Origin of the sequence: Caballeronia sp. LjRoot29 (assembly GCF_964252755.1) — a bacterium.
Classification (GTDB): Bacteria; Pseudomonadota; Gammaproteobacteria; order Burkholderiales; family Burkholderiaceae; genus Caballeronia.
The window spans coordinates 15425-40428 of record NZ_CAXUPU020000031.1; the positions used below are offsets into that span (position 1 = coordinate 15425).

Sequence of the window (25004 nt, forward strand, 5' to 3'; positions counted from 1 at the left end):
ACCTGCGCCCGCAGGTGTCCATCGGCCATGACAGGAGCGAGCCCCGCTATTCAGACACTTCAAACAGGACGCCGCATGACACACGGTTCAACAGCTCCGCGTGGTTCTCGCCCGTCCACCAGCGCGCAAAGAAGCCTCCGGGACGGTGACCAACGACGATTAGATCGACTTCCAGGGAATTCGCGAGACGTGGGATCTCGTCAACCGCACTTCCAACAACGAAATGCCCTGTTGCCGTGACACCCCACGCACGAAGCTTCTCGGTACCCTCTCGGAGTATCTCTTTAGCAGCCTCTTCGTCGATGTCAAACTTCATGGGCGACAACGCGTCGTAGCCACCTGACCACCAAGCGCAATCCATGATGGCAAGCAGATGGGTTTCAGCTTGCAACTGCTGCGCAAGTGCAGCTCCGCAACGTAACGCCCGTCGCCCCTCGGGGGTCGCATCATAGCAAAGAAGAACCCGGTTAAACGGAGCCATTATTCGCACCTTCTGAAACCGATCGATCATTACAGTTCTCGCAGCGAAATCCGTGCCGGCACCGCGTAAATTTGGTCCACGCGATTGATTCCGATCCTGTCCCACACATCGCAATTGCGGTTGACATCGGAACCGCTGTGAGCGGCTCAATAGGTAACACGGGACCTCGTGAAGCTGACGCTGCAGATATACGCAAATTACTTAAAAGTGATCCTGGCCGAATGCAAGGCGCAGATGGCCGTCTCTCGTTCGGTTCGCCACACTTCGATGCGGCGCCGCAGTTTCATTGGCTGTGCCTTGCTTGCATAGACGTAAGGCACAGCGCGTAGTTGATCGGCCGGGATAGCGTGCGACCGTCCAGAAGCACTTCATGCTCAAAGCTCAACACGGTCGCCATCGGCCGTGATGTGATCTCGATCTCTTCGTCACCACGCCGACGCAGTAAGTCCAGGAACAGAACGCTGCGTTGGAACGCATCGACCGTGTATTCCGGCCAACTTGCCAGAACGTCGCTGACACTTATCGCGGTCGGAATAGACAATTCAACGCCCTTCTCGCCTCCGGTAAGCGAAGCGCGCAAGGTGTCGGATGAGGTCGTGTGCAGCATGGCGATCTTTCCTTCGGTACGGTATTGAGCGATAAAGGGGGCGTTCTATCCAATGCTAAAAAGATCAGTGGAGTCGCGACGGCGGCTGGGGCGAGCTTCGGCCGAGCGAAACCTCGAATGACCAACGAAATACGATGAATATTACAGTTGCCGGACTACCCTGATCGCGCACCTTTGCTGATGCGGTCTTTGTGATTTCCAGCGTGAGCTGCTCCGGCATTCGACGGTGATTGCAGTGCGATATCTCTTAGAGGCATGCGGATCTGTCCTTCGAACGGCACAGTGAACGGACCGTTTGCCAACTTGACGGGTTTTGCTCGGTTAGCAAAGTCAACTGTAGAGGTAAAGCCCTGGGCTTAATTGATCTAAATCACCTCGCCGCGCATTCCACGCCCAGTCGACGAAGCCTGACACGTCCTCACTCAACGAAAATGCCGCAAGCAAGTGCTGTTTGTTCCGACAGGCAATCCAAAAGGAATGATCGACTGGTTCTCCTGCGTGGATGTTGACTTCGTACGGAAAGTCAGCGTCAGGGACGCCAATGCTCCCGGTCATTCGGAAAATCCAATGTTGCAAGCCACGTTTCCGGGCGTAAGTCGGCCGCCAATTCCGACTCCCCATTTAAGTGATCGTTAAGACACGCGTCCTATCGTGGTAGGTACAGGCACTCGATCGCGCGGCAAGCTGTAGTCTCAAAAGAGTTGCCCAACTCCCGGTGGACTCGCTGTGAATATCGGGTCCGATGAATAGTTATATATTTAGTAAACCATAATTTATGGAGATAGATCATGACTAGTCGATTTATAGCAGTGGTGGCAGTAAGTTCGCTTGTCGCCGCGACGTGCTTCTCTGCGGAAGCCAATGCCGCCCAGCCGCCTCAAGTTGCTCTCAACGACATGGGAAAACTATCAAACCAGGGCAGCAAAGCCTTCAGCGATATCGAACTTGCCAGACTGGCAATTTTTAACGGTCATCCCGTGGAAGCCAGCAGGCTTGTCAGTGAGGCTCAACGGTCTCTGAAGACCGCGCAGACCGACGACACCGCATTCCTCAAAGCCGAGTCTGATATGAAGCCTCCCCCGTCACGGGTCTATCAATCGAGCGCGCCTAAGGACACGAAGGCCGTGTCATGGTTGCCAGTTGGCGCGGATGTAACGGTTAGCGACGACTTCACGACGCCCGCGAAAACAACCGCGGTCACGTCCGCGAATGCCCACCTGAAGAAGGGACAAACCAACGCCGCCATGAAGGAGCTAAAGTTAGCCAACGTAGGCGTCTCTTATACGATGGAAGTTGTGCCGCTCAAACAGACTACGGTTGATGTGGACAAGGCAGCGGGGCTGATGAAGCTCGACAAGTTCTATCAGGCTGATCAAGTCCTCAAGCAGGTTCAGGACGGCGTGAGATATGACTGGGTCGATCTCAGTGCGGTGCCTCATTCAAGCCAGACCACGTCAAGTGCCAACGCCAACGCAGCCTCATCTGCCGTAGCGAAATAGAGTGGGATTGAACGATGCAGGCCGAGTGCCGGACAAGCAGCCGTGGCCTGAAAAACCTGTCACCGTCATCGCGAGCGACCCATACTTTTGCGCTCAATTGGAAGAAGAGCTCGGACTTTTCGAGTCCGTTGACGATCGCGCCATTTCGCTTCACGAAGGTGGTCAGAGGCCAGTGTCAGTACCTCGCTCGCACCGAGAATTCATGATTCACTCCCGGGACGGCTCGCGGGTCTCCTATATCGGCGCATGGCTTCAGCGCCGAATAGCCCCGTGGTCACTGCGCTGGTGATTCGGGGCGGCCCGCGATAGTAGCCGGCAGGGGTATGACCGCTATTGATATGTCGCTGGTCTGTGCCCTCGGCATTTTTGCAACATAGGTCGCTGTGGCTCCGTCCCAGTAGACCCAATGATTTACTGTGTGAATTTTTACCCTGTCACTAAGTGGACCGCCGGCTGGCAGGCGAACGGGGGTTTTCGATTCGATAAAGACCTGTGCAATACACCCTTTGACTGTCGTGATGGTAATCACCCCACGAGCCCAGGACGGTCGGTTTTGTGTCTGGAGCGTGTACACGTCCGGTGCGATAGCGTACAAACAAGGCGGGGTGCTTGAATCGCATTTCGGTAGCTGGGAAACAGGTGTCGCCAGATTCATCCCTAATAGCGTCGCCGCATGCGCCGACGTGACAGCAAACAATAGCAAGCTGGAGAGAACGGACTTCATGATTTCGTCCTGAAATTTGGAATCTGAATCCAAAGAATATGAGTTGGCCGTCTGTCAAACCATATGGCAATTTTCGGTCCTGTCGGCTGGTAGTAATGCGTTAGGCATTTAGGTCGTACCTGCTCCCTGTGTCGCACATGGCGCTTGCTGCCCGCTCCGCACAATCGGGTGATGGTGGCGCAGGCGACTGCGCTGCATGCCGAAATCCGAATATCCAGTGCCGGGTACACTAAATGCTAAAAGCTATCACGGCACAGGCGGTAAGTCGGCAGCATCAAACCCCTTCTATTGTTGCAAGCTCCGGTTGCAAGCTCCGAAGGCGGGCGTTCGCTTCAGCGTCGGTCAGGATCTCTTCGTCACGGCCAAACGCATACGATCTGGTTGATCTAGGTGCTGATGGAAAAACGCAATTTTCAAGACGCAATTCAATCGGCTGGGATCGGGCGTTGGCTACTGTGCTGTTTGCCAAGGTACCAGCACCATGCTGCTCGCGCGGCAGAGAGCAAGGACACCCGGAAAGCGATATCGTGAACATCGGCAACGGAAATCGTGGTCTTGAGAATCAACTGAAGCGGGAATGTCCGAGCGAGGCATTGGCCGATGCTCATCTCCGTGCCGCAACGCCCCTATTCGTGAATGTCAGGTCCGCTCCCTGCTGCATTTTTCGTTGCGCCGCTGTGCTCACACTCAGCGCTTGCGCTAGCGACACCCATCTCAGTTTTCTCAATCCGCAAGGCCCCGTGGCGTCGATACAGCATACGCACTTTCTTGAGATGGTGGCGTTGCTGGCGATCTTCGTTGCGTTGCCGATCTTTGTTCTCATCCCATGGTTCGCCTGGCGCTACCGGTATGACGCGAAATCCTCACGTTACACGCCTAAATGGGCGTTCTCTAGAATTCTGGAAGTCGCTGCGTGGAGCGGTCCCGCGGTGATCGTGGCGCTGTTGGCCGTGCTTGTCTGGCGTAGCACGCACGCGCTCGATCCGTATAAGCCTCTGGCCTCGGGCACACCGGCGCTGCGCGTGCAAGTAATTGGTTACGACTGGAAATGGCTATTCATCTATCCCGACCAGGGTGTAGCCAGCATTGGGGTGCTGCCCCTGCCCGCGGGTCAGCCCGTGGCAATGCAGCTAACGTCAGCCACGGTAATGCAGTCGCTGCAGATACCCGCTCTGGGCGGTCAGATTTACGCCATGGGCGGCATGGTCACACAGTTGCACTTGCAGGCGGACAAACCCGGGCGCTTCATGGGTGAAAACACCATGTACAACGGCGACGGCTTTCACGAGCAGCGCTTCACCGCCGTGGCGATGACGCCCGATGCGTTCGACGAATGGGTGAAACATACCCGGGCTCACGGTATGGCGCTGGATGCGAGCACGCTCAAGCTGATATCGAAACCCACGACCCGCGCGCAACTCACGGCCGCGCTGGGCCAAAGTCCAGCCAGCGATGGCGGCATCTATTTCAACCACGCGACATCCGACGTTTTCTCCAACGTCGTCAGAGCGACCATGGACGGTACCGTGGCCGATCCTCAGATCACCGGACATGCCGCAACATCGACAGCGGTGAACGTCGTTGGAAACGCGCCCCCCCCGTCTACGGAGCAAAAGCCGTGAGCCTTCCCTACGTTTTGGCGCATCCCTTGGGACGGCTGAGTCTGGAATCCCTGCCGTTCTGGCAGATGCTGCAGGACCCGAGCGAAGCCAATGTGATCAACGGCATCATCGCCACTGGAGCCGCCTCAATGGTGGTGATCGGTGCAATCGTCACCTTTGCATTGATTACTCGCTACCGGAAGTGGGGCGTGCTCTGGTCCGACTGGCTTACCAGTCCAGACCACAAGAAGATCGGCATCATGTATGTCGTGCTGGCCTTCGTGATGCTGGCGCGTGCGCTAATCGAGGCCCTGCTGATGCGTACCCAGCAGGCATTCGGCCTCGGCGGTGGCTTTCTGTCACCGGATCATTTCGCGCAGCTGTTCAGCACTCACGGCACCATCATGATCTTTTTCATGGCGATGCCGTTTCTCACCGGCATGATCAACTACGTCATGCCGCTGCAGATCGGTGCGCGCGATGTCGCCTTCCCCGTGCTCAACTCGGTCAGTCTGGGACTGACCGTCGCCGGCGCCGCGCTGGTGATGATTTCGCTTTGCATCGGCACCTTCTCGACCGGGGGCTGGTTCGGATATCCACCCTACACCGAGGCAACCTTCAGCCCCGGCGTTGGCCCGGATTATTGGATCTGGGCACTCTCGCTTGCGTCTCTCGGCTCTACCTTCACTGGCATCAATTTCGCGGTCACCATCTACAAACACCGTGCTCCCGGGATGACGTTCATGCGCATGACACTATTCACATGGACCGCGTTGTGCACCAGCATCCTGATGATTTTTGCCATGCCGCCGCTGACTGTTGCGACGGCCCAGCTTGCGCTGGATCGCTATCTCGGGTTTCACTATTTCACCAATGCGCTTGGCGGCAACATGATGCACTTCGCCAATCTGTTCTGGCTATTTGGCCATCCGGAAGTTTATATCCTGATACTGCCGGCGTTCGGCGTCTACTCCGAAGTCGTCTCGACATTCTCCGGCAAGGTGCTGTTTGGCTACCGCGCACTGGTGATGGCCACCATGGCCATTGCGATCCTGTCGTTCACCGTCTGGTTGCATCATTTTTTCACGATGGGCCAAAGCGCAAATATCAACGCGGTGTTCGGCATCGCATCGATGCTGATCGGCATTCCCACCGGCGTGAAAATCTACGACTGGATGTGGACGATGTTTCGCGGTCGGATACGCTTTACCGTGCCAATGATATATTCAATCGGCTTCATGCTGCTATTCGTGCTGGGCGGCATGAGCGGGATCCTGCTGGCTGACCCGGGCGTCGACTACCAGGTGCACAACAGCGTATTTCTGGTCGCGCATTTCCACAATGTGGCGGTGCCCGGGCTACTGTTCGGGATGATCGCTGCCTACCACTTCTGGTTTCCCAAGGCGTTTGGCTTTCGTCTGAACGAGCGCTGGGGAAAAATCTCGGCACTGTGCTGGATAGTCGGCTTCATGCTGGCGTTCTTCCCGCTCTACGGGCTGGGACTGATGGGTATGCCACGCCGCACCGTGGCCTACTCCGAGCCCGCCTACGTGCCGCTGGAAATGGTGGCCTTGCTCGGTGCCGTTCTCGTTATCGTGGCCCTCAGCGCGCTAGTCGTGCAGCTATGGGTATCGATCAGGCAGCGGGACGCGAATCGGGTGTTTGCCGGTGATCCATGGGATGGCCGTAGTCTGGAATGGTCGATCTCGGCGCCCCCGCCTGAATACAATTTCGCGATGATTCCACGCGTCACGGATCGCGATGCATTCACTGTTACCAAGGAAGACCGCAGCGCCTATCGGCGGCTCGACACGTATGAAGACATTGAGATGCCGAAGAACAGCGCCATGGGGCCGGTCATCGGGGCCATCGGCTTCTCCCTCGCCTTTGGCCTGGTCTGGCATATCTGGTGGATGGTGATCCTGTCTTTCACGGCCGCCATGGTCACCATGATCGTGCGCGGGTTTGCGCGAGACACCACGCGCATTGTCAGCGCGCAGCAAGTGCGCAAGGAACATCATCGATGGATCGATGCTGTAGCCGCGTTCACAGCCATATCCCGCGCTGACGAACGCACGCCGGCTAATGAGGGACTAGCCCAACACGAAACCGACGGGGTGGTGCCATGAGCCGCGAAGCCCCCAAGTACCCGGGCTTGAACCTGAGTTCCGCGCACGGCAAGGATCACGAAGCTGCTGAAAGCCTGATGTTTGGCTTCTGGGTGTTTCTCATGAGCGACGCCATCCTGTTCGGCATGGTGTTCGCGACCTATGTGACCTCGGTACATGCCACAGCCGGCGGCCCAGGACCCTCCCAGCTTTACGACATCAAGAGCATCTTTGTCGAGACCCTGTTGCTCCTGGCCAGCAGCTTCACTTTCGGGATGGCGTCGCTGGCGCTCAAGTACAAGCACAGCACACCGCGGCTGATCGGATGGTTAGCGGCGACCCTGATACTGGGCGTGGCCTTCCTGTGTTGCGAACTGCATGACTTCACCACCATGTTCGCCAAAGGCGGCGTACCCAGTCGCAGCGGTTTTCTGTCCGCCTTCTTTGACCTGGTGCCGTTGCACGGCCTGCACGTCACTGGCGGCTGCATCTGGCTGATCTGTCTGGTGGGCCAAATAGCCCGCTGCGGTCTCGATACCAAGACGAAGCTCGGTATCATGCGGCTCGCGCTGTTCTGGCACTTCCTGGACATTGTTTGGATCGCGATTTTCTCCGTGGTCTATCTGGCGGGGCTCACATGAGCGAACAACCAAATCTCGCCGTGGACGGCGTAGACCCAAGGCAGGAGGAACGCCGGGAGTTCCGATCCTACCTCTGGGGCGCGGGCATCGCGTTGTTGCTCACCTTGGTGCCGTTCGCGCTGGTGCACTGGGCTGATTTACCGCGCTTGCCGATGCTGATCGTTATTGGCGTGTTCGCGCTGGTGCAGATCCTCGTGCACTTCCGCTATTTCCTGCACATCAGCTTTGCCCACAAGCGCGAGGATCTGCAGCTAATCCTGTTCTCCGCGCTGCTGTTGACGATTATGGTGGCCGGCACGATCTGGATCATGGCCAGCTTGGCCCTGCGCATGGCGATGCCGGCATCTTGACACTCGGGACCGCTTTTAGCCTGCATTAGCCGCCTGTCGCAAATCCCGGGTACAAGGTCATACCGCCGTCCACAAAAAGCGTGGCCCCGGTCACGTAGTCAGCCGCGTCTGACGCAAGCCAAACTGCAGCCTGAGCGATGTCATCCGGTTCACCTATGCGCTTGTAGGGTACCAGCGTCATCAGCTCGGCATAGGCCTCAGGCGTGCTCCACGCTCCCGTATTAATCGGCGTGCGAATCGCCCCCGGGGCAATACTATTGACTCGAATGCGGTAAGGCGCAACTTCTTGTGCAAGGCTTTTCATCAGTAGCATGACGCCACCCTTGGATGCGGCGTAGTTGGCATGACCCGCCCAAGGTATCTCCTGATGCACGGAGCTCATGCACAGAATTTTCCCTGCCGCAACCGATACAGCACTATCAACACCCCGCCGTTTGAATTCCCTTACCGCTTCTCGCGTACAAAGAAACTGTCCGGTCAGATTCACTCCAATCACGGTATTCCACTGCTCCAGCGTCATTTTGTCGAACGGCGCGTCGCGCTGCAAACCCGCGTTGCTGACCACGATGTGAAGCGTACCGAAATGGTCGATCGCACGCGCAAACATTGCCTGCACTTCTTCTTCATTGCTGACATCGGCCTGAAGCGCAATCGCACGCCGTCCAAGGCTTTCTATTTCGTGAGCAACGTCTTCCGCCGCTTGCGGATCGACTACATAGTTGACAATCACGTCTGCACCGGCGCGAGCAAGTCCAAGCGCGACGGCTTTGCCGATGCCGGAATTCGCGCCGGTCACGAGCGCAGGCTGCCCAGCCAACGTGGGGTAGGACGCCAGGTGTGGCAAACGGCTTGCATCCGGACTCGCCGGGGCGGAAGGATCTTTAGATGCTTCATCGGTCATGAAATACTCCTGACTTGTTGGCGTTTGGCTCGAGAGTGGGGTGCGGGACACGCGTTACGTTAGGTGAGCACGGGAATGTTAGCTACCGCCCCGGTTAAGCGTCGGACCACACAGGTTGAGCGCTGTGTTGACGATAGCAAGGTGGGTCAACGCTTGCGGAAAATTGCCCGCAAGGTGTTTGCCCGCGACGTTGTATTCCTCGGACAACAATCCAAGGTCATTACTGACAGCAAGTACGCGTTCAAATTGCGCCCGCGCCTCGTCGGTGCGACCTTGCAGGATCAGGCAGTCGGCCATCCAGCACGAGCATGCGAGAAACGCGCCCTCGCTCGCGCCGTCCTGGCGAGCCTTGGTTCGGCGAATGAAGCCGCCTTCCGAGAGTTCCCGCTGGATCGTCGCGATTGTCGCTGCCATGCGGGGCTCATCAGCCGGGAGAAAGCCAACGAGAGGCAGCAGGAGCAGGCTTGCGTCAATTTCCTGGCCGCCATAGTGCTGCGTGAAGCTGCCCAAGCCTTCGTTCCAGCCTTCCCGGCAAACCTGTTCGTGCACCATCGATCGCAATGCTGTCACGCGTTCAAGCATGCGCTGATCCACCGTGCTTGCGTCACCGAGCGCTTCACGATGGCGAATGAAACGATCGAACGCGACCCAAGCCATCACCTTCGAATACGTGTACTGTCGCGGATCGGCGCGGGACTCCCAGACTCCGGATCCTTCGCTGTCCCACATTGCCTCGAGGTGCTCGACGATTTTTAGAGCGATCGCCGCCTCCTGTGTCGAAGCCGGCACGCCACCCCGGCGAGCGAGGTCGAGGCAATCAAGAACCTCCCCGAAGACATCAATCTGATGTTGTGTCGACGCGGCATTGCCAACACGCACCGGCTGGGAATAACGGTATCCCGGCAACGAATCGACGATCCACTCAGCAAGATGGCGAGCGCCGTCAACGCGATACATGATCCTGATTCGTTCGGGCGACCCGGCAATGGCGCGCAGTAGCCAATCTCTCCACGCCTGCGCTTCGCCATGAAACCCAGCATTAATTAGTGCACCTAGCGTAAAACTTGCATCTCGAAGCCAACAGTATCTGTAATCCCAGTTCATCTTTCCGCCCGGGGCCTCGGGCAACGACGTCGTGGGCGCCGCGATCAACCCGCCACTCGATTGATGGATCAATGCCTTGAGCGTCAGCAACGAGCGCCTCACCTCGTTCGGCCAGTCAGTCTTCGAATTGTCGAAACGAGCGATCCAGTTGCGCCAGAATCCCTGGGTCGATACTAACGCGGCTTCAGCATCGATGGCCGCTGGAGGCGGCTGGTGAGACGGCCCGTAGCTCATCACGAACGCTAACCGGCTTCCTTGCTTAACAAGAAATTCGGTTTCGGTGGCATGAGACTTAACTTCGAGTGGCATCGGTGCGCGCAGGATCACCAAATCGGGCCCGACTTTCGCGACCATACTGTTGCCTTCCGCTGTCGACCAAGGTGGCAAGGCACCATAATCGAACCGAAGGCATAGGGTCGATCGCATTTTCACGCTGCCGCGCAAGCCAACGACTATCCGCACGACCGATGAGAACGTTGTTCGCATCGGCATGAAGTCAACGACCCGGACCGCGCCTTCCTCTGTCGCAAAATCGGTCTCCACGACGAGCGTATCTTCCTGATAGCGACGGCTTTGATGGATCACTGGGGCAACGGGGGCCATTGACCAATGACCGTTTTCCTGCGTGCCAAGGAGCGCGGCGAAGCAGGCGTCATCGTCAAATCGCGGCCAGCAAAGCCAGTCGATGGAGCCATCCCGGCTCACCAACGCAGCGGTTTCGCCGTCGCCCAACAGGGCGTAATCCTCGATAGGCTTGCTCATTGCAGAATATTCCGGAGCTGAAACACCATAAGACATCTAGTCCTAAACAAACATTACTAATCGATAGGGGTGAATGTCGTCGTGATGAAATGACAGTTGGTTGTAAATACCAAAAGCTGCAGAACCCGCGGGGCCGCGATCTCCCTGACAGCGTCGCCAGGAAGCCCATCGGAAAGTCGATCAACATTCTCCGGTTCATTGCCCCCGGTGGATCGTGATCGCGTGTTTCAGACTTTGTACTTTTTAGCCAACAAGTGGACACCGCCGATCAAACCGAGGGCAGCGACTGCCCAAAAGGCAGTACGGTGCCGATCGGTGAACATCTCCCAACTGCCCCGTTTCGACTCGCTGTCAAATCGCCCATGCGCGCCGTAGTTGCCAGCCACCGGTTCGAATAGATTGGCCGGCGCGTCCGCCGCCAGAGGCTCATCGGTCAACTGACCGCTGTAGCCTGCTGAGGCCAGATACTTATCGATCAGACCCGGCGCGATGCGATTGGCGAGGATCGCTTTCACGGTTGGAAAGCCAACCCAGACCTCCCTGCGCTTATGCGTGGCGGCGAAGAATATGGCCCGGGCCGGAACTTCGGGTTCAAAAATGGGCGCTACCGGCTTCGCTTTCACGCCCGTCTTGTTCATCGCCCAATCGAATTGAGGCGTGTTCACTGCCGGCAAATCCACCATCGTCAAGTGAACGTTCAGCTTGTCATGGATAATTTCGGAGCGCAGAGCGTCCGTGAAGCCGCGAATCGCAAATTTGGCACCGCAGTAGATGGACTGCAGCGGAACTGATCGATAACCGAGTGCCGAGCCCACGTTGACGATCGTCCCGCGGTTTCGAACCCGCATGCGCGACAGCGCCGACATGGTTCCGTGCACTTGGCCGAGATAGGTCACCTTGGTGCCGCGCTCGAACTCTTGCGCAGTGAGCTTTGAGACCGGCGCAAACACAGTGGCCATGGCGACATTGACCCACACATCGATCGGTCCCAATTCCTGTTCGACTCGCGTGGCGGCAGCGTCGACTGCAGGGGCGTCCGCGACATCAGTGGGAATCGCGAGCGTACGGACCCGGTACCGCGACTCGAGCTCCGAAGCCGCGTGCGCCAGCCGGTCAGGATCCCGCGCCAGCAACGCTACGTCATATCCCTGGCGTGCAAACTCTTCGACCGTGGCGCGACCGACACCTGCGCTCGCCCCGGTCACTACCACCACTTTTGGCATTGTCTTTTCTCTCTGAACGGTCACATGAAAACGCGGGCTCGAGTGGAACCGGCAGTAGTTCATAGGGGCGGTGTATGAATAACACCATGCTGCTGAAGCGCAAAACTTGTACCGCCCCTGTGGGACGACACACTGCATTACTAAATACCAACAGGACTGTTTTTTGCCTGAATGATTTGGACATACCGGACGCAAGCGTATTCAACGCGACGCCAGCGGACCTAATCCCTAAACCATGACACGAGTGATCGGAACAGGAAAAGCATGAGCCACTACGACGTCATCGTGATAGGAAGCGGCCCGGGAGGCGCGTCCCTCGCGCATAAACTTGCCTCGACTGGCAAAACCATTCTGCTACTCGAACGCGGCGACTACTTAAAGCGCGAGCCGGCCAACTGGAATTCGAAGACCGTGTTCGTCGAGGGCATGTATCAGACCAGCGAAACCTGGTACGGCGGTGACGGCAGTAAGTTCCACCCGGGCCTTCACTACTATGTAGGCGGCAACTCCAAGGTGTACGGCGCGGCGCTCTTCAGGCTTCGTGAGCGCGACTTTGACGAGCTTCAGCACAAGGACGGCGTGTCACCTGCATGGCCGCTCAAATACGCAGACTTTGAGCCCTATTACGCCGAGGCCGAGCGCCTGTTTCATGTTCACGGGCAACGTGGCGAGGATCCGTGCGAGCCGCACGCGAGTACCCCTTTCCCGCATCCGGCTGTGTCTCATGAGCCGCGCATCCAGGCCCTTAACGACTCCTTGGTCGAAGCGGGATTGCATCCTTTTCATTTGCCACTCGGTATCCTGCTGGACGAAAAAGATGGCAAGGTGACGCCCACCAGTCGATGCATCCGATGCGACGCCTTCGACGGATTTCCGTGTCTGCTCAATGGCAAGGCAGACGCGCAGGTCATGTGCGTGGACCCCGCGCTTGCGGCCTATCCGAACCTTACATTGATGACGAATGCCTACGTGTCCCGGCTTGAAACCGACGAATCAGGCAACGCCGTGACAGGCGTGCATGTGAAACGCGCGGGGATGGAGGAGCGCTATACGGGCGATATTATCGTGGTTGCTTGCGGCGCATTGTCGTCGGCTCTTCTTCTCTTGCGCTCAGGCAATGACAAACATCCCAGGGGCCTAGCTAACGGGTCCGATCAAGTGGGCCGTAACTACATGCGGCATAACCAGTCCATTTTGATGGCACTCATGCGCGAGCCCAACGATACGATCTTCCAGAAGACCCTCGCGATCAGCGATTTCTATTTCGGCGCGGACGACTGGGGCTATCCGCTCGGCCTGATCCAGATGTGCGCGACCTCGCATGCCGATCAGATCCGAGGCGAAGCGTTACCCGCATGGCTCGAATGGCTGCCAGAAATACCCTTCGAAACGATGGCACGGCACTCAATGGACTTCTGGCTATCGACGGAAGATCTGCCTCGCGCCGAAAACCGCATCCGATACGATGGCGAACGCGTCGTGCTGGAAATCAAGGAGGGCAATATGGAAGCGCATCACCGGCTGAGAAAGAAACTCGAGGGCCTGCTTGCCGACGCAGGCGCCCACGCTGCGATGATGGACCGTAAGCTCTATCTGGGTAAGGACATACCGATTGGGGGCACCGCTCACCAGGCAGGCACCATCCGCTTCGGTGTCGACCCGGCCACCTCCGTGCTCGACGTGAACTGCAAGGCACATGAACTCGACAATCTCTACGTGACCGACGCCAGCTTCTTTCCGTCGATCGGTGCAGTCAACCCGACCCTGACAATCATTGCCAATGCGCTGCGGGTCGCGGACAAGATCGGCGAGCGCCTGGGCGTGATGCCGGTGGCCGCATGATGCTCACCGCGAGGAATTGAAGATGAATCTCTTCAACATAGTCGCTATCCCCTTGGTCGCACGCGTATGCCTGGTCGTGATGTTTCCCTTTAGCGCGATCGACAAGATCGCCCACTGGAAGGAAGCGATGCAGCAAGCGACCTCTTCTTTCCTGCCCGGCGGCGCAGTGTTACTCGTGATCGCCATCATTGTGGAGTTCGTCACGCCTGTTTGCGTCGTCATTGGCTGGCACGATCGTCTCGCGGCATTCGTCCTTGCGGGTTTCTGCACAGTCACGGCACTCCTGTATCACCCGTTCTGGAAATATCCTCAGTTCTGGTCCAAGGCGGGCGACGGTCGAAGCCACTTCTGGGACTTTCTAAAGAATTTCGGTCTGGTCGGAGGCCTGCTTCTGATTGCTATCGGCGGTACGCCGATGAGCGCGTCCGCCGTGCTCGACCATCCACTTTCGTCTGCACCGTATGGAAGTGTTTCGTCGATGGGTTCCCCCGCCTCTTCGAGCACTCAGTAAAGGGACGGAAACCACCCAACCAAGGAGCGCATTCATGTCCGACTCAGTTTCAAACGCAACTACACAATCGGCATCGAAAAAAGGGGATGCCCCTAGGGTCGGCTATTGGCATTTGTGGACCGACGATCAGGGGATCAGTCATCAAGCCCGCTGCGAACTGGACCGGTTTGAACTGAAGGGCGTGGGTAACGCTGCCCCTCAATGGAACGACAAGCAGGAACGGTCCGAGGCCACGGTGGTGGTCACGGTCCAGCCCGTCGGTTGGGTCGGTGACTGGCACGAGAACCCGGCGCCTCAGTGGATCATCCCGATATCGGGGCGGTGGTGGGTAGAGTCCATGGACGGCACGCGCATTGAAATGGGCCCGGGCGACCTCTCGCTAGGCGAGGACCAGGGAAGCATCGCCGATACGACTGGCCGCCTGGGTCATCGCTCAGGCACGATAGGGGATCAGCCTGCGGTGCTCATGACGATCCAGTTGCACGTCGACCCGGTCCACGTGCCGGGACACTTTCGCTAGCGAGCGTCACATGGGCACGCATTTCGATGTGGAAATCATTGACCCGCGCTTTAAGGCGATGGTCCTTCCGAACGCGGCGCTCGAATTACTCGACGACGGCTTTCGGTGGCTTGAAGGACCGGTCTGGTTTGCCGATCAGGATTGCCTGCTGTTCAGCGACCTGCCGAATGACCGGATCATGCGATGGACGCAAAGCGGCGGCGTCAGCGTGTTCAGGCAGCCGTCGGGCTTTGCCAACGGGCATACGCGCGACCGTCAGGGCCGGCTGATTGGATGCGCGCACCGCGAGCGATGTATTACGCGTACCGAACTCGACGGGCGTGTGCTGATACTGGCAGATCGCTTTGAAGGCAAGCGTTTAAACTCGCCCAACGATGTGATCGTCAAAAGCGATGACACGATCTGGTTCTCAGACCCACCCTATGGCATTCAGACAGACTATGAAGGAGGCAAGCAGGTGGCGGAGCGTCCCGCATGCGTATATAGGCTCGTGCCGAGCAGCGGCGAACTCAGTGTCGTTTCTGACCAGTTCGTGGGTCCCAACGGTCTGTGTTTCTCACCGGACGAGACGCGCCTTTATGTCTGTGAAAGTGGTCTGCAGTTCGATCCGAGCCCGATCCAGAACATTGCCGTGATGGATGTCGACGCAGAGGGCATCGTGTGTTCCAAGCCGAGCGTATTCCACAAGATCGATCCTGGGTTCGCCGATGGCATTCGCTGTGATGAAGATGGCAATGTATGGTCGAGCGCGGCGGATGGCGTGCACTGCATCGCGCCATCCGGTGAACTACTGGGCAAGATTCACGTGCCGTTCACTGTTTCAAACTTGACGTTTGGCGGGCGTAATCGAAGCCGCTTGTTTATCTGCGCCTCACATTCCCTGTTTGCTATCTACACCAATCAGCGGGGAGCGCAGCGTCCGTGAAGCCCGCGCCCATCACCCGGATTATCCGAATCAGCCGCAACGTCGTTGAGCTTGACCGTAGTACTGCGTTCTATCAGGACCGGCTCGGCTTCCAGGCCACTGGTCCAGCGTTCATCATGGACCGAGCGCTCGCGGACGAACTTGGGTTCGGCGCGCGTGATATCAACGTGCAACGCTTGCGGCTTGGCGAGGAGGAAGTCGAGCTTGTCGAAGCTGGGCCGAACGCACGCCCTTATCCCTCGCCAAACACCTCAGCAGATCTTGTGTTTCAACATCTGGCAGTACGTTGCATGGATATCGACACCGCGTTCAAGCGGCTTTATCGTGAAGACAGCGCCTCGGCGTGTCCGACGGCAATTTCACGCGGTTCGGATGGCGGTCCGGCGCCGATTCGTCTGCCCGACGGCAGCGGCGGCGTCACGGCATTCAAGTTTCGTGACCCGGATGGTCACCCGCTCGAATTGCTGCAGCCTGCCGGCGATGAAAATGCGCGATCAACTGTGCGCGCGGGCGTCGACCATACCGCCATATCCGTATCCAGTGCCCCGTCGAGCATCGCATTTTATGCGGACTCGCTGGGACTGACCATGAACGCTTATCAAACCAATTCTGGAAGCGAGCAGGGATTGCTGGATGCGCTCGAAAATCCGATAGTCGATGTAGTGTCTCTTCAGACAACCTCGGAGTTGTCACCTCACCTTGAATTGCTTGCGTACCGCAGACCGATTGTCCCGCAATCTCTCACCCGAGCCATTGCCACTGACATCGTCAGTGACAGAATCGTGGTTCGTTGCAGCGATTTAAGCAGGCTTGCGTCGAATCTCGGCATGCCATCGCGTCATATAAGACCGACGTCGGAAGGGCCTATCCTCCTCTTTCAAGGTCCTGACGGTCATTATCTGTTGGCTATCGAACGGCTGGAGGGACACTGTTAGTAACGGATACAGCCCACACACTCACGACCCAGAACCGCCGCCTGGACACCTTGGTCCCTCAAAGAACGCGGGTATCGGGTCCTTCCGCCTCTATCCCCAGGCACAGCCAGAATACGTCGACGCCGAGCAATCGCGACAGACGCCGGCACCCCGAACGCGTCGGAGCAGTAATACCGGCACGCCAATAAGTCACTTCTTCTACTGCAACTCCGACTCGCTTGGCGGCCTGACTTGACGAGATATTGTTTCGCTTCAGACAAAGGTCCAGTCGAGCCCCGAACGTCCGACGCCCGGCGCGATGCGCCAAGCTCTCCTCGAACAATAAATCTTCAGACCTTCTCGGCAGCTTCGATCCTTGGCGCGGTCGGCTACGTCCATTCGACTGCCCAGTGGGATTTATCGGCGATGCTGAATACGACCTCGCTCGCTGCCCTTCGAGTAATATTGTGGTACGCAGGCCTTTTGGCCATGAAAGGAGATTGACATGGGTGCGACTATTTTTACCTTTGTGTTCGGCGTGTCCATCGCTGCTTTTTTCATGTGGTCTAACCATAATGGGCAAAAGCACGATCGCGAACGTGATTGGCGTTAAGTTAGTGATTTTAGGGACGCGTAAGCCTTCCTCAGGATGAAAAGCCGCACCTAACCAGGTGCGGCTTTTTTTTCCTTTACGGCGACTCTCAGAATGGCTTACCACTGCCCGGAAGCATTGACGGCAGCTCCGACCATCTCACGCAACCATTGATGCGACGGGTCGCGATGCAGGCGCTCGTGCCACAGCATGACCATTTCATATCCGGGAACGTCGACAGGCGCCTGTACTATCCTTAGTCCAGCACCCGCCCTGGCCAGGCGTGAAGGCAGCATCGCCACCAGATCGGTACGCGAAAGCACGTCCCTGACGAAACTGAAATGAGGCACCGAGAGCATGACACGTCTCTGTATGCCCATTTGCGCTAACACTGTGTCGGTTACACCCGCGAATCCGCCTCCGTCTGGGGACACGACGACATGCTCGAGTTTGCAGAACTGCTCCAACGTGATACGTCGCTTGAGCCGCGGATGACCCGGGCGCGCAACGAGGACATAGTGCTCCTTGAACAAGGTCCTACGGCGCAGCCCTTCAGGCGACTCATCGGCCGTGTGAAACGCAAGATCCACTTCACCAAGGTCACATTGTCTAGCGATAAGCCGGGGCGCTATTTGCACAACGCTGAGTCGCGCGTTGGGCGCAAATTTACGCAACAGGGGCAACGCGGGAAGCAGCACCGTCGCCTCGCTGTAATCTGTCGCGGCAATCCTCCAGGTAAGGCTTGCGCTGGATGGATTAAACGGTTGCAGGGGGGACATGACTTCATTTAGCGCGTCCAGCGCCACGGCTAGCGGCTCCCGCAATGATTCCGCCCGCGCAGTGGGTCGCATGCCACGAGGCCCCGGCAAAAGCAAAGGATCCTCGAACATGTTCCTTAGCTTGGCCAACTGAACGCTGACTGACGGCTGGGAAAGATGGAGCCGCTCTGCCGCGCGACTGACGTTGTGCTCTGCAAGCAACACGCTGAGCGTACGCAAAAGATTCAGGTCGAGATTTTTCAGATTGTCCATGGCTATAGCAGGTATCGCAGAAAGTCATTTCCAATATACCTGATCATTGATTAGCCTGAATGCTCCACCATCAATGAGATGAAAGATGAAAGTCCTTATCGTGTACGCCCATCCTGAGCCGACATCCCTTAACGGCGCCCTACGCGACGTCGCCGTCCACGAACTGGAAGCACAAGGACACGAGGTTCGAGTATCAGATCTCTATGCCATGAACTGGAAAGCTGAGATCGATCGCGCAGACTTTCCGCTGCTTGGGCCCGACCAACGGCTTCAGGTAGCGCCTGCCTCGGCCCAGGCTTTTGCCTCTAATACGCTGACCGCGGATGTAAAGGCCGAGCAAGACAAGCTTGTCTGGGCTGATGTCCTGATCCTTCAATTTCCGCTGTGGTGGTTTTCGATGCCGGCGATCCTCAAAGGATGGGTCGATCGGGTGTACGCCTTCGGCTTTGCCTATGGTGTCGGTGAGCAAAGTGAGAGACGGTGGGGCGATCGCTATGGCGAGGGGACATTGGCGGGCAAGCGTGCAATGCTCTTGGTGACTACGGGCGGCTGGGAGGAACATTATTCAGCCCGCGGGATCAACGGCCCGATTGACGACCTGCTGTTCCCGATCAACCACGGCATCTTGTTCTACCCGGGGTACACGGTGCTACCGCCGTTCGTATCCTATCGCGTTGACCGCCTTGACGAAGCCGGCTTCCTTGCTGTGTCCAGCCGCCTGCGCGAACGGATGAAGACGATTGAAACAATCCCACCAATTCCTTATCGGCGTCAGAATTTTGGCGACTACGTGATCCCCACGATGCAGTTGCGGCCCGAATTAGAATCGCCAGGCGCTGCTGGCTTCTCTATTCATCGGAGTGAAACGGCCTAAAGCGTATTGCCTCGTAAGTCCCGATGCCACGCGTGCCGGACGAACATTACGAGTTAAGGACGGCACGCTTGCATACGCCCAATACCTCCTGGCACAGCAACGCTCGCAGGTAGAGCAGGCGAGTTAGTACTTTCGCAGACCCGGCCATGTGCCGTAATGCCGTTCAGTTAGCGTTCCGGTGAAACGCGTGAAGTTGCTCGATATCAGTTGTAAACGAGGCATGGTGGTGTTAACTTTCTTCGCCATGCCTCAAGTTGATCGGAAGGAATCGAGAGAACCAGATCGTGCGGTCGGCATGCGCCGACTGCACGATTACCTACCAGCAGCTTGGATCGACGATGCGATCCGATCGACCGATAAAGCGAGCATCAGGCGCCGGCGACTGCCCGCCGAGAAGGTGGTGTTTTTAGTTATAGCGCTGGCCTTGTATCGACAGCACTCCGCGAGCGAAGTCGTTGATGAACTTGACATCGCTCTGCCCAAAATGGATGGCGCGTTCGTTAGCAAAAGCGCGATAACGCAAGCTCGCCAACGCGTTGGCCCGGCTCCAGTGGAGTGACTTTTCAAAGAGTCGGCGAAGAACTGGATCACAGAGAGCGCCGATCAAGCGAAATTCAAAGGATTTTCGCTCTTCGCGATCGACGGCACGACCTTGCGGACCGCCGACAGTCGATGCAATCGAGCCCATTTCGGTTCTCAATTGAGTAGGAGCGGAAGGATTGGCAGCCACCCACAGGTGAGAGGGGTTACGCTGTCCTCAATCCAAACGCATCTTATTTGCGACGCTGAATTAGGACCCTACGGTATCAACGAAATGCTGACCGCGCGTCGGCTCGTTCCCCGAATTCCAAACTATTCGATTACGGTGTTTGACAAGGGGTTTATGTCAGCGCAGATTTTGTGCGGTCTTCGGGCGTCGGGCGAGCGCCGACACTTCATAATTCCGGCGAAATCGAATACACGTTGGACAAGGATCTCGGGAACGGACGACGATCAAATTGTATCGTTGACCGTTTCTCAGCAAGCACGACGCGCAAATCCAAACCTCCCGGATAGTTGGCGAGCACGAGCAATCCGGACCACCGACGCGAAAGGGCGTCGGCGGATTCTCCTCACATCGCTGACGGACTCTCGCCGATTCAAACCTTCTGAAATCGAAGCGGTGTACCGACGCCGGTGGCAGGTCGAAACAAGCTACATGGAACTAAAAAACACAATGCTCGGCGTGGCGCTGACGTTACGCGGTGAAACTGTGCAATGCGTGTATCAAGAAATCTGGGGAGCCTTGATCGCCTACAATCTAATCCGCATCGGTATGACGCGAATCGCCAGGCAATCGACGTTGGATCCGCTTAGATTGAGCTTCATCCGTTCCTATCATGCAATGCAGCTGACCTTTCTCGGAATCGCGAATGCTGACATGACCGACGACGCCCGTATGGAACTGATTCGGTTGGGGAAGCGAATAGCCCAATTGCCCCACCGATCTCGTTCTGGACGAATTTGCCCACGAACTGTTAAGGCGAGGCCGTTTCGATATCCCAGCAAGAAGCTTCGCACGAAAGCTTCTGCTGATTTGCGGTCTGGGTGGGTCAAACCAATGGCATTGAAGTGCTTGGCGTCACCGACCACAGCGCATTCTATTCCATTTATTTCTTCGATCCCAACGGGCACCGTGTCGAGCTGGCGTATCCGGACCCGGACGAGGAAGAGATGATCCGCAAGCTTGATTCGGTCAAATGGGCCATGCTCGAAGACTGGTCGAAGACCAAGCGCGCGCCGCAGCACGCTGCCTTTCTCCATGACCGGGAGTTCAAAAAGTGATTGCCTCGATGGATGAAACACACGACCCAGCGCTTACGAGCTGGGTGAGCTCAGCCAATGTCGACGAGACCGATTTTCCGATCCAGAATCTGCCGTTCGACTCGTTCCGTCGGCGCGGCGCTAATGAGCCCTATCGCATCGGCGTAGCAATCGGCTACCAAGTGCTCGATTTGCGTCTCGCGTCGGAACGCGCTGCGTGGTCGGATGGTGTCGGCGCATTGCTCGCGCCGTTGGCCGAGGGCGATCTGAATGCCTTCATGGCGTCAGGCTCGCGGGCGCGAAGGAGCGTCCGCCGAGCGCTGTCGGCGGCGCTCGCGGAAAGCAGCGCCCAGCAGGCGGCGTTGACTGACTGTCTCGTGCCGCAGGCGGACGCGGAGATGACGCTGCCGTGCCGCATCGGCGATTACACCGACTTTTACATCAGCGTCCATCACGCGACAACGATCGGACAGCAGTTCCGTCCCGGCAATCCGCTGCTGCCGAATTACAAGTGGGTGCCGATCGGATACCACGGCCGCGCCTCATCCATCCAGCCGAGCGGGAGCGCCTTTCATCGTCCGGCGGGCCAGACCAAAGCGGCGGACGCAGATGCGCCCACGCTCGGGCCGAGCAAGCGGCTGGACTATGAGCTGGAGATGGGCATCGTAATGGCGAGCCCGAACGAGCAAGGCGAGTCGGTGTCGATCGATCAAGCTGAGGATCATGTCTTCGGCTTGACGCTGTTCAACGACTGGAGCGCGCGTGACGTCCAGGTCTGGGAATATCAGCCGCTTGGGCCATTTCTGTCGAAGAACTTCGCCTCGACGCTCTCCCCGTGGGTCGTGACGATGGAGGCACTTGCGCCGTTTCGTCGGGCGTTCATCCGTTCGGCAGACGATCCGCGGCCTCTGCCGTATCTCGATTCGCTCGAGAACACGGAAGCCGGTGCAATCGACGTTCAGCTTGAAGTCTGGATTCAAACCGAGGCGATGCGGCGCGCCGGCCATGCGGGCGATTTGCTAGCGACGTCGAATCTCGCTGACGCATATTGGAGCGTCGCGCAGCTAGTGTTCCGTTCCGCTGATTCTCGTACAAAGTCTTTGTAGCTTTGCGAGGATGGCGTCAGCGGAAGCGGTCCATGTAAAAGGTTTGCAATTCTGGTTGTAGTGGGACACGAATTGATCGATACGCGTAATCAGTTGCCTGACCGAGCCGAACGAACCGCGACGTATGGCCTTGCCGGTGATCAACGCGAAGAAGCGTTCCACCTGGTTGAGCCACGAACTATAGGTGGGGATGAAATGCATGTGCCACCGAGGCCGCGCGGCCAGCCATGCCTTGACCTTGGGATGCTTGTGGGCACTGTAGTTGTCCACGATGCAGTGCACATCGAGACCTTCGGGACCGCCTTGTCAATCTCGCGCAGGAAGGACAAAAACTCTTGGTGCCGGTGACGCGGCTTGCAGGTGGCGAGCACCGCGCCGTTGAGCACGTTCAGGGCCGCAAACAAAGTGGTGGTGCCGTGACGCACATAGTCATGCGTGACGCCCTCAACGTAACCGAAGCCCATCGGCAGCATGGGTTGCGTACGCTCAAGCGCCTGGCATTGGCTTTTCTCGTCTACGCACAGCACCAGCGCGTTCTCTGGAGGGCTCAGGTACAGGCCGACCACGTCGCGCAGTTTCTCGATGAAGAACGGGTCGGTCGACAGTTTGAAGCTTTCGCTGCGGTGCGGCTGGAGGCCCAGCAGCTTGAAGTATCGATGGACGGTGGTCGCAGAGATTGTCGTCTCCGCAGCAATTGCGCGTATGCTCCAATGCGTGGAACCGTCGGCAGGCTTGGTTGCAACGTCTTGTAAATCAACTCGGCCACCCGCTCGTCATCGATCGTGCGAGGCTTGCCGGGCCGCACTTCGTCGTACAGACCATTGATGCGCTGTCCAAGAAACCGGGAACGCCATTTACCCACCGTGGCACGCGTGAGTTGCAGGCGCCTGGCAATCTCGCTATTCGGTTCGCCAGCGGCCGCAGCCAGAACAATGCGTGCCCGTGTAACCAGCGCAGCCGGAATCGACCGCGAACGCGCCATCGAAGCAAGTTGCAATTGTTCGGTTTCGCTCAACGTCAACTCCACCTTCGGTCGTCCCATTGGCATGCTGGCATCTCCAGTTCGGTTGATACCAACATCCTACGCAAACATAGTTCAGTTAACAACGGAACAGCACACTAGTCGCTCATCACACAGTTAACGGCTGCAATCTCAATCCTGGCGACTTGCTGGGAACAGGAACGCTCTCGGGGCCGAAACCAGAACAGGCGGCATCGTTGATGGAGTTGACGTCAAACGGCAAACGGCCCATCAAGCTCTCCAACGGAGAAGAGCGCGGTTTTTTGCATGATGATGACAGCATCATCCTGCGGGGCAATTGTCAGCGCGCGGGACAACGCCGCATCGGATTCGGGGAGTGCCGCGGTACGGTCCTGCCAGCCCGCGGCACTCGCGCGGTCTGATATGGACAGCGCTTTGATGAGACGGAAGGAGCCTCGATGTGCGAAATTCGTAATGTTGGCAGACCTGCGCGCAGCGTTCGGAGCCGTAGTTGACGACGCAGAAACCCGCAGGAAAGCGCGTGCGCCAACCTTGTACGCGCGAGAGAACGGGCCCACGGTTAACACGCCCTCAATGGAATGGACGGCCGACGTTGGTATTTTAAACGGCATTTTTGCTCTGGCTGCGACGGAGCTCCATCGAGACTGTGAGATGCAGTCATCGAAGCGCGATTTGACCAAGTGTCAGGCGACACACTCGCCTCCGACATGGCTTCTGGTTGGACGCCCCGCTCTGGAGGCGTAGTGATGATCCTTTCGGCTCTCGTTCAGTAGGTCGCTTCCGGCAGAGTGCGACCCAATTCAGTTGGTCAAATTTCTACAAACCGGCCATTCGTTCGTCGTAGCGTGCAGGAAGCTACTGTCCCCGCGAGGACGAACCGAAGCGCCAAATGGCAATTCCAATCCAGTTTTAATCCCTACCCCAATCGGAGATCCCACAACACATCGAGTACGTGTTGCGTGGAACGTTCTACGTACCCCGCACGATGTGCAACGCCAAGACGACGCCACAACGCAGGGCGCAGCGGACGCATGACAATGCGCAGGTCGGGCAATGGCGTAGAGGCCTCATGGGGCAACAGCGCTGCGCCATAACCTGCCGCGACCAGGCTCTTGATTGCGTCGTTGTAGTTGAGCTGAATGCGCGGCACAGGCTGGTAACCGCCGGTCGCGAACCACTCCGCAGTCAGGCGCGAGAGACGCGTGGTGGCGTCGTTAAGAATGAGCGGCTGAGCCGAGAGCCACTCAGGCGTGATGCGAGCCGGACATCGCCAATCTGCCGGCACGAAGGCCATGACGGGGTCGCGACGCCAGGGCTTTATCGTGAGTCCAGCCACCGGGGGCTGAGGCAGAGCGACCAGCCCAACATCCAGCGTTCCATCGGCCAGTCGGGTCAGCGTTTCATGCGAAGTGAGTACCGCAACCTGAATGTCGATAGCGGGATGGTGAAGGCGCAGCACCTCGAGCGCTTGCGGCAGCAGGTGTGCGATCGCGCCCGTCGACGCGCCGAGCCGCACGCGCCCTTCAAGCCCCTGCACCTCACGGTGAACATCGTCCAACGCCTGCTCCGCGTCAGCCAGCAGTCGCCGCGCGCGCTCGACCAACATCTCGCCTATCGCCGACGGTCGAACATGTCCGCGCTTACGTGACAGGAGCGGAGCCCCAATGCGCTCTTCCAGTTCAGCGATGTGCAGACTGACCGTGGGGGGCGCCAGGTGCAGCGCACGCGCCGCGTCGGCGAATGAGCCACGGTCGGCAATCGCGACCAAGGTGCGCAAGCGGTCCAGGCTGATCTCTCGCATGCCGGCGTCCAGATTCAGAAAAGCTGAATGTTAGGGTTATGAAATTCGACTTTTACTATTTTAGCGGTACGCGGAAGATAG

General features: G+C 57.9%; 20 protein-coding genes and 5 pseudogenes. 16 read left to right on the forward strand and 9 right to left on the reverse strand.

Annotated features, from left to right (window positions below):
- Nucleotides 1–46 precede the first annotated feature (46 nt).
- Both ACSQ83_RS27010 and ACSQ83_RS27015 read right to left on the reverse strand, forming a co-directional pair.
- Nucleotides 47–511, reverse strand: coding sequence for a universal stress protein (locus ACSQ83_RS27010; RefSeq protein WP_436230275.1), 465 nt, complete (start codon nucleotides 509–511; stop codon nucleotides 47–49).
- Between the two features lie 253 nt (nucleotides 512–764).
- The gene (locus ACSQ83_RS27015; protein ID WP_436230276.1) at nucleotides 765–1088 is read right to left on the reverse strand and encodes a DUF3141 domain-containing protein; all 324 of its coding nucleotides are present in this window, start codon (nucleotides 1086–1088) and stop codon (nucleotides 765–767) included.
- Between the two features lie 788 nt (nucleotides 1089–1876).
- Between ACSQ83_RS27015 and ACSQ83_RS27020 the strand changes: the two genes are divergently transcribed.
- From ACSQ83_RS27020 to ACSQ83_RS27040, 5 genes are all read left to right on the forward strand, one after another.
- Nucleotides 1877–2587 (forward strand): YfdX family protein, encoded by a 711-nt coding sequence (locus ACSQ83_RS27020; protein ID WP_436230277.1) that lies wholly within the window; start codon nucleotides 1877–1879, stop codon nucleotides 2585–2587.
- 1401 nt (nucleotides 2588–3988) lie between these two features.
- On the forward strand, nucleotides 3989–4933 hold the full coding sequence (locus ACSQ83_RS27025; protein ID WP_436230278.1) for a cytochrome ubiquinol oxidase subunit II: 945 nt from the start codon (nucleotides 3989–3991) through the stop codon (nucleotides 4931–4933).
- Between the two features lie 65 nt (nucleotides 4934–4998).
- Nucleotides 4999–7041, forward strand: coding sequence for a cbb3-type cytochrome c oxidase subunit I (locus ACSQ83_RS27030; RefSeq protein WP_436230336.1), 2043 nt, complete (start codon nucleotides 4999–5001; stop codon nucleotides 7039–7041).
- Entirely contained in the window at nucleotides 7038–7661 is a 624-nt protein-coding gene (locus ACSQ83_RS27035) for a cytochrome c oxidase subunit 3 (protein WP_436230279.1), read from the forward strand. The genes ACSQ83_RS27030 and ACSQ83_RS27035 overlap by 4 nt, the downstream gene beginning before the upstream one ends.
- Nucleotides 7658–8011, forward strand: coding sequence for a cytochrome o ubiquinol oxidase subunit IV (locus tag ACSQ83_RS27040; RefSeq protein WP_436230280.1), 354 nt, complete (start codon nucleotides 7658–7660; stop codon nucleotides 8009–8011). The genes ACSQ83_RS27035 and ACSQ83_RS27040 overlap by 4 nt, the downstream gene beginning before the upstream one ends.
- A gap of 25 nt (nucleotides 8012–8036) precedes the next feature.
- Here the strand turns inward: ACSQ83_RS27040 and ACSQ83_RS27045 are convergent, their stop codons facing one another.
- From ACSQ83_RS27045 to ACSQ83_RS27055, 3 genes are all read right to left on the reverse strand, one after another.
- On the reverse strand, nucleotides 8037–8912 hold the full coding sequence (locus ACSQ83_RS27045; RefSeq protein ID WP_436230281.1) for an SDR family oxidoreductase: 876 nt from the start codon (nucleotides 8910–8912) through the stop codon (nucleotides 8037–8039).
- Between the two features lie 78 nt (nucleotides 8913–8990).
- Nucleotides 8991–10778 carry a glycoside hydrolase family 15 protein gene (locus tag ACSQ83_RS27050; protein ID WP_436230282.1) on the reverse strand — a complete coding sequence of 596 codons (1788 nt, stop codon included), beginning with the start codon at nucleotides 10776–10778 and terminating at the stop codon, nucleotides 8991–8993.
- Between the two features lie 227 nt (nucleotides 10779–11005).
- Entirely contained in the window at nucleotides 11006–12001 is a 996-nt protein-coding gene (locus tag ACSQ83_RS27055; RefSeq protein WP_436230283.1) for an SDR family oxidoreductase, read from the reverse strand.
- A 264-nt stretch (nucleotides 12002–12265) separates the two neighbouring features.
- Between ACSQ83_RS27055 and ACSQ83_RS27060 the strand changes: the two genes are divergently transcribed.
- The 5 genes from ACSQ83_RS27060 to ACSQ83_RS27080 are packed head-to-tail and all read left to right on the forward strand — an operon-like array spanning nucleotide 12266 to nucleotide 16734.
- Nucleotides 12266–13843: a GMC oxidoreductase gene (locus ACSQ83_RS27060; protein WP_436230284.1), complete on the forward strand. Its 1578-nt coding sequence runs from the start codon at nucleotides 12266–12268 to the stop codon at nucleotides 13841–13843.
- 22 nt (nucleotides 13844–13865) lie between these two features.
- Nucleotides 13866–14354 carry a DoxX family protein gene (locus ACSQ83_RS27065; protein WP_436230285.1) on the forward strand — a complete coding sequence of 163 codons (489 nt, stop codon included), beginning with the start codon at nucleotides 13866–13868 and terminating at the stop codon, nucleotides 14352–14354.
- 34 nt (nucleotides 14355–14388) lie between these two features.
- Entirely contained in the window at nucleotides 14389–14874 is a 486-nt protein-coding gene (locus ACSQ83_RS27070; protein ID WP_436230286.1) for a cupin domain-containing protein, read from the forward strand.
- Between the two features lie 10 nt (nucleotides 14875–14884).
- The gene (locus ACSQ83_RS27075; protein ID WP_436230287.1) at nucleotides 14885–15799 is read left to right on the forward strand and encodes an SMP-30/gluconolactonase/LRE family protein; all 915 of its coding nucleotides are present in this window, start codon (nucleotides 14885–14887) and stop codon (nucleotides 15797–15799) included.
- Complete coding sequence (locus tag ACSQ83_RS27080) at nucleotides 15796–16734, forward strand: VOC family protein (RefSeq protein ID WP_436230288.1); 939 nt, start codon at nucleotides 15796–15798, stop codon at nucleotides 16732–16734. The genes ACSQ83_RS27075 and ACSQ83_RS27080 overlap by 4 nt, the downstream gene beginning before the upstream one ends.
- A gap of 58 nt (nucleotides 16735–16792) precedes the next feature.
- Here the strand turns inward: ACSQ83_RS27080 and ACSQ83_RS27085 are convergent, their stop codons facing one another.
- Nucleotides 16793–17287: a helix-turn-helix domain-containing protein gene (locus ACSQ83_RS27085; RefSeq protein ID WP_436230337.1), complete on the reverse strand. Its 495-nt coding sequence runs from the start codon at nucleotides 17285–17287 to the stop codon at nucleotides 16793–16795.
- Nucleotides 17288–17424: 137 nt separating this feature from the next.
- A complete protein-coding gene (locus ACSQ83_RS27090) occupies nucleotides 17425–18336 on the reverse strand; it encodes a LysR family transcriptional regulator (RefSeq protein ID WP_436230289.1) in 912 nt (303 codons plus the stop codon).
- An 85-nt stretch (nucleotides 18337–18421) separates the two neighbouring features.
- Between ACSQ83_RS27090 and ACSQ83_RS27095 the strand changes: the two genes are divergently transcribed.
- The 5 genes and pseudogenes from ACSQ83_RS27095 to fahA all read left to right on the forward strand — a co-directional run.
- Nucleotides 18422–19210: an NAD(P)H-dependent oxidoreductase gene (locus ACSQ83_RS27095; protein WP_436230290.1), complete on the forward strand. Its 789-nt coding sequence runs from the start codon at nucleotides 18422–18424 to the stop codon at nucleotides 19208–19210.
- Nucleotides 19211–19397: 187 nt separating this feature from the next.
- The gene (locus ACSQ83_RS27100; protein ID WP_436230291.1) at nucleotides 19398–19769 is read left to right on the forward strand and encodes a transposase domain-containing protein; all 372 of its coding nucleotides are present in this window, start codon (nucleotides 19398–19400) and stop codon (nucleotides 19767–19769) included.
- Nucleotides 19770–19781: 12 nt separating this feature from the next.
- Nucleotides 19782–20510 (forward strand): annotated as a pseudogene (locus ACSQ83_RS27105) (IS4 family transposase); the annotation flags it as partial.
- Between the two features lie 293 nt (nucleotides 20511–20803).
- A pseudogene (locus ACSQ83_RS27110) lies at nucleotides 20804–21034 on the forward strand (VOC family protein); the annotation flags it as partial.
- A gap of 8 nt (nucleotides 21035–21042) precedes the next feature.
- Nucleotides 21043–22083, forward strand: a pseudogene (gene fahA / locus ACSQ83_RS27115) (fumarylacetoacetase); the annotation flags it as partial.
- On the opposite strand, the pseudogene ACSQ83_RS27120 reads toward fahA, so the two are convergent.
- Nucleotides 22078–23167, reverse strand: a pseudogene (locus ACSQ83_RS27120) (IS630 family transposase). The pseudogenes fahA and ACSQ83_RS27120 sit on opposite strands and share 6 nt — an antisense overlap.
- A 71-nt stretch (nucleotides 23168–23238) precedes the next feature.
- Between ACSQ83_RS27120 and ACSQ83_RS27125 the strand changes: the two are divergent.
- A pseudogene (locus ACSQ83_RS27125) lies at nucleotides 23239–23523 on the forward strand (fumarylacetoacetase); the annotation flags it as partial.
- 515 nt (nucleotides 23524–24038) lie between these two features.
- On the opposite strand, the gene ACSQ83_RS27130 reads toward ACSQ83_RS27125, so the two are convergent.
- On the reverse strand, nucleotides 24039–24923 hold the full coding sequence (locus ACSQ83_RS27130; protein WP_436230292.1) for a LysR family transcriptional regulator: 885 nt from the start codon (nucleotides 24921–24923) through the stop codon (nucleotides 24039–24041).
- Between the last annotated feature and the right edge of the window lie 81 nt (nucleotides 24924–25004).

Bases quoted from the DNA above. Each gene is read 5' to 3' on its own strand.
- ACSQ83_RS27055 (WP_436230283.1), bottom strand. From the start codon at position 12,001: ATGCCAAAAGTGGTGGTAGTGACCGGGGCGAGCGCAGGTGTCGGTCGC.
- ACSQ83_RS27045 (WP_436230281.1), bottom strand. From the start codon at position 8,912: ATGACCGATGAAGCATCTAAAGATCCTTCCGCCCCGGCGAGTCCGGAT.
- ACSQ83_RS27040 (WP_436230280.1), top strand. From the start codon at position 7,658: ATGAGCGAACAACCAAATCTCGCCGTGGACGGCGTAGACCCAAGGCAG.
- ACSQ83_RS27085 (WP_436230337.1), bottom strand. From the start codon at position 17,287: ATGGTTAGACCACATGAAAAAAGCAGCGATGGACACGCCGAACACAAA.
- ACSQ83_RS27050 (WP_436230282.1), bottom strand. From the start codon at position 10,778: ATGAGCAAGCCTATCGAGGATTACGCCCTGTTGGGCGACGGCGAAACC.
- ACSQ83_RS27060 (WP_436230284.1), top strand. From the start codon at position 12,266: ATGAGCCACTACGACGTCATCGTGATAGGAAGCGGCCCGGGAGGCGCG.
- ACSQ83_RS27035 (WP_436230279.1), top strand. From the start codon at position 7,038: ATGAGCCGCGAAGCCCCCAAGTACCCGGGCTTGAACCTGAGTTCCGCG.
- ACSQ83_RS27070 (WP_436230286.1), top strand. From the start codon at position 14,389: ATGTCCGACTCAGTTTCAAACGCAACTACACAATCGGCATCGAAAAAA.
- ACSQ83_RS27090 (WP_436230289.1), bottom strand. From the start codon at position 18,336: ATGGACAATCTGAAAAATCTCGACCTGAATCTTTTGCGTACGCTCAGC.
- ACSQ83_RS27065 (WP_436230285.1), top strand. From the start codon at position 13,866: ATGAATCTCTTCAACATAGTCGCTATCCCCTTGGTCGCACGCGTATGC.
- ACSQ83_RS27095 (WP_436230290.1), top strand. From the start codon at position 18,422: ATGAAAGTCCTTATCGTGTACGCCCATCCTGAGCCGACATCCCTTAAC.
- ACSQ83_RS27015 (WP_436230276.1), bottom strand. From the start codon at position 1,088: ATGCTGCACACGACCTCATCCGACACCTTGCGCGCTTCGCTTACCGGA.
- ACSQ83_RS27030 (WP_436230336.1), top strand. From the start codon at position 4,999: ATGCTGCAGGACCCGAGCGAAGCCAATGTGATCAACGGCATCATCGCC.
- ACSQ83_RS27010 (WP_436230275.1), bottom strand. From the start codon at position 511: ATGATCGATCGGTTTCAGAAGGTGCGAATAATGGCTCCGTTTAACCGG.
- ACSQ83_RS27020 (WP_436230277.1), top strand. From the start codon at position 1,877: ATGACTAGTCGATTTATAGCAGTGGTGGCAGTAAGTTCGCTTGTCGCC.
- ACSQ83_RS27130 (WP_436230292.1), bottom strand. From the start codon at position 24,923: ATGCGAGAGATCAGCCTGGACCGCTTGCGCACCTTGGTCGCGATTGCC.
- ACSQ83_RS27075 (WP_436230287.1), top strand. From the start codon at position 14,885: ATGGGCACGCATTTCGATGTGGAAATCATTGACCCGCGCTTTAAGGCG.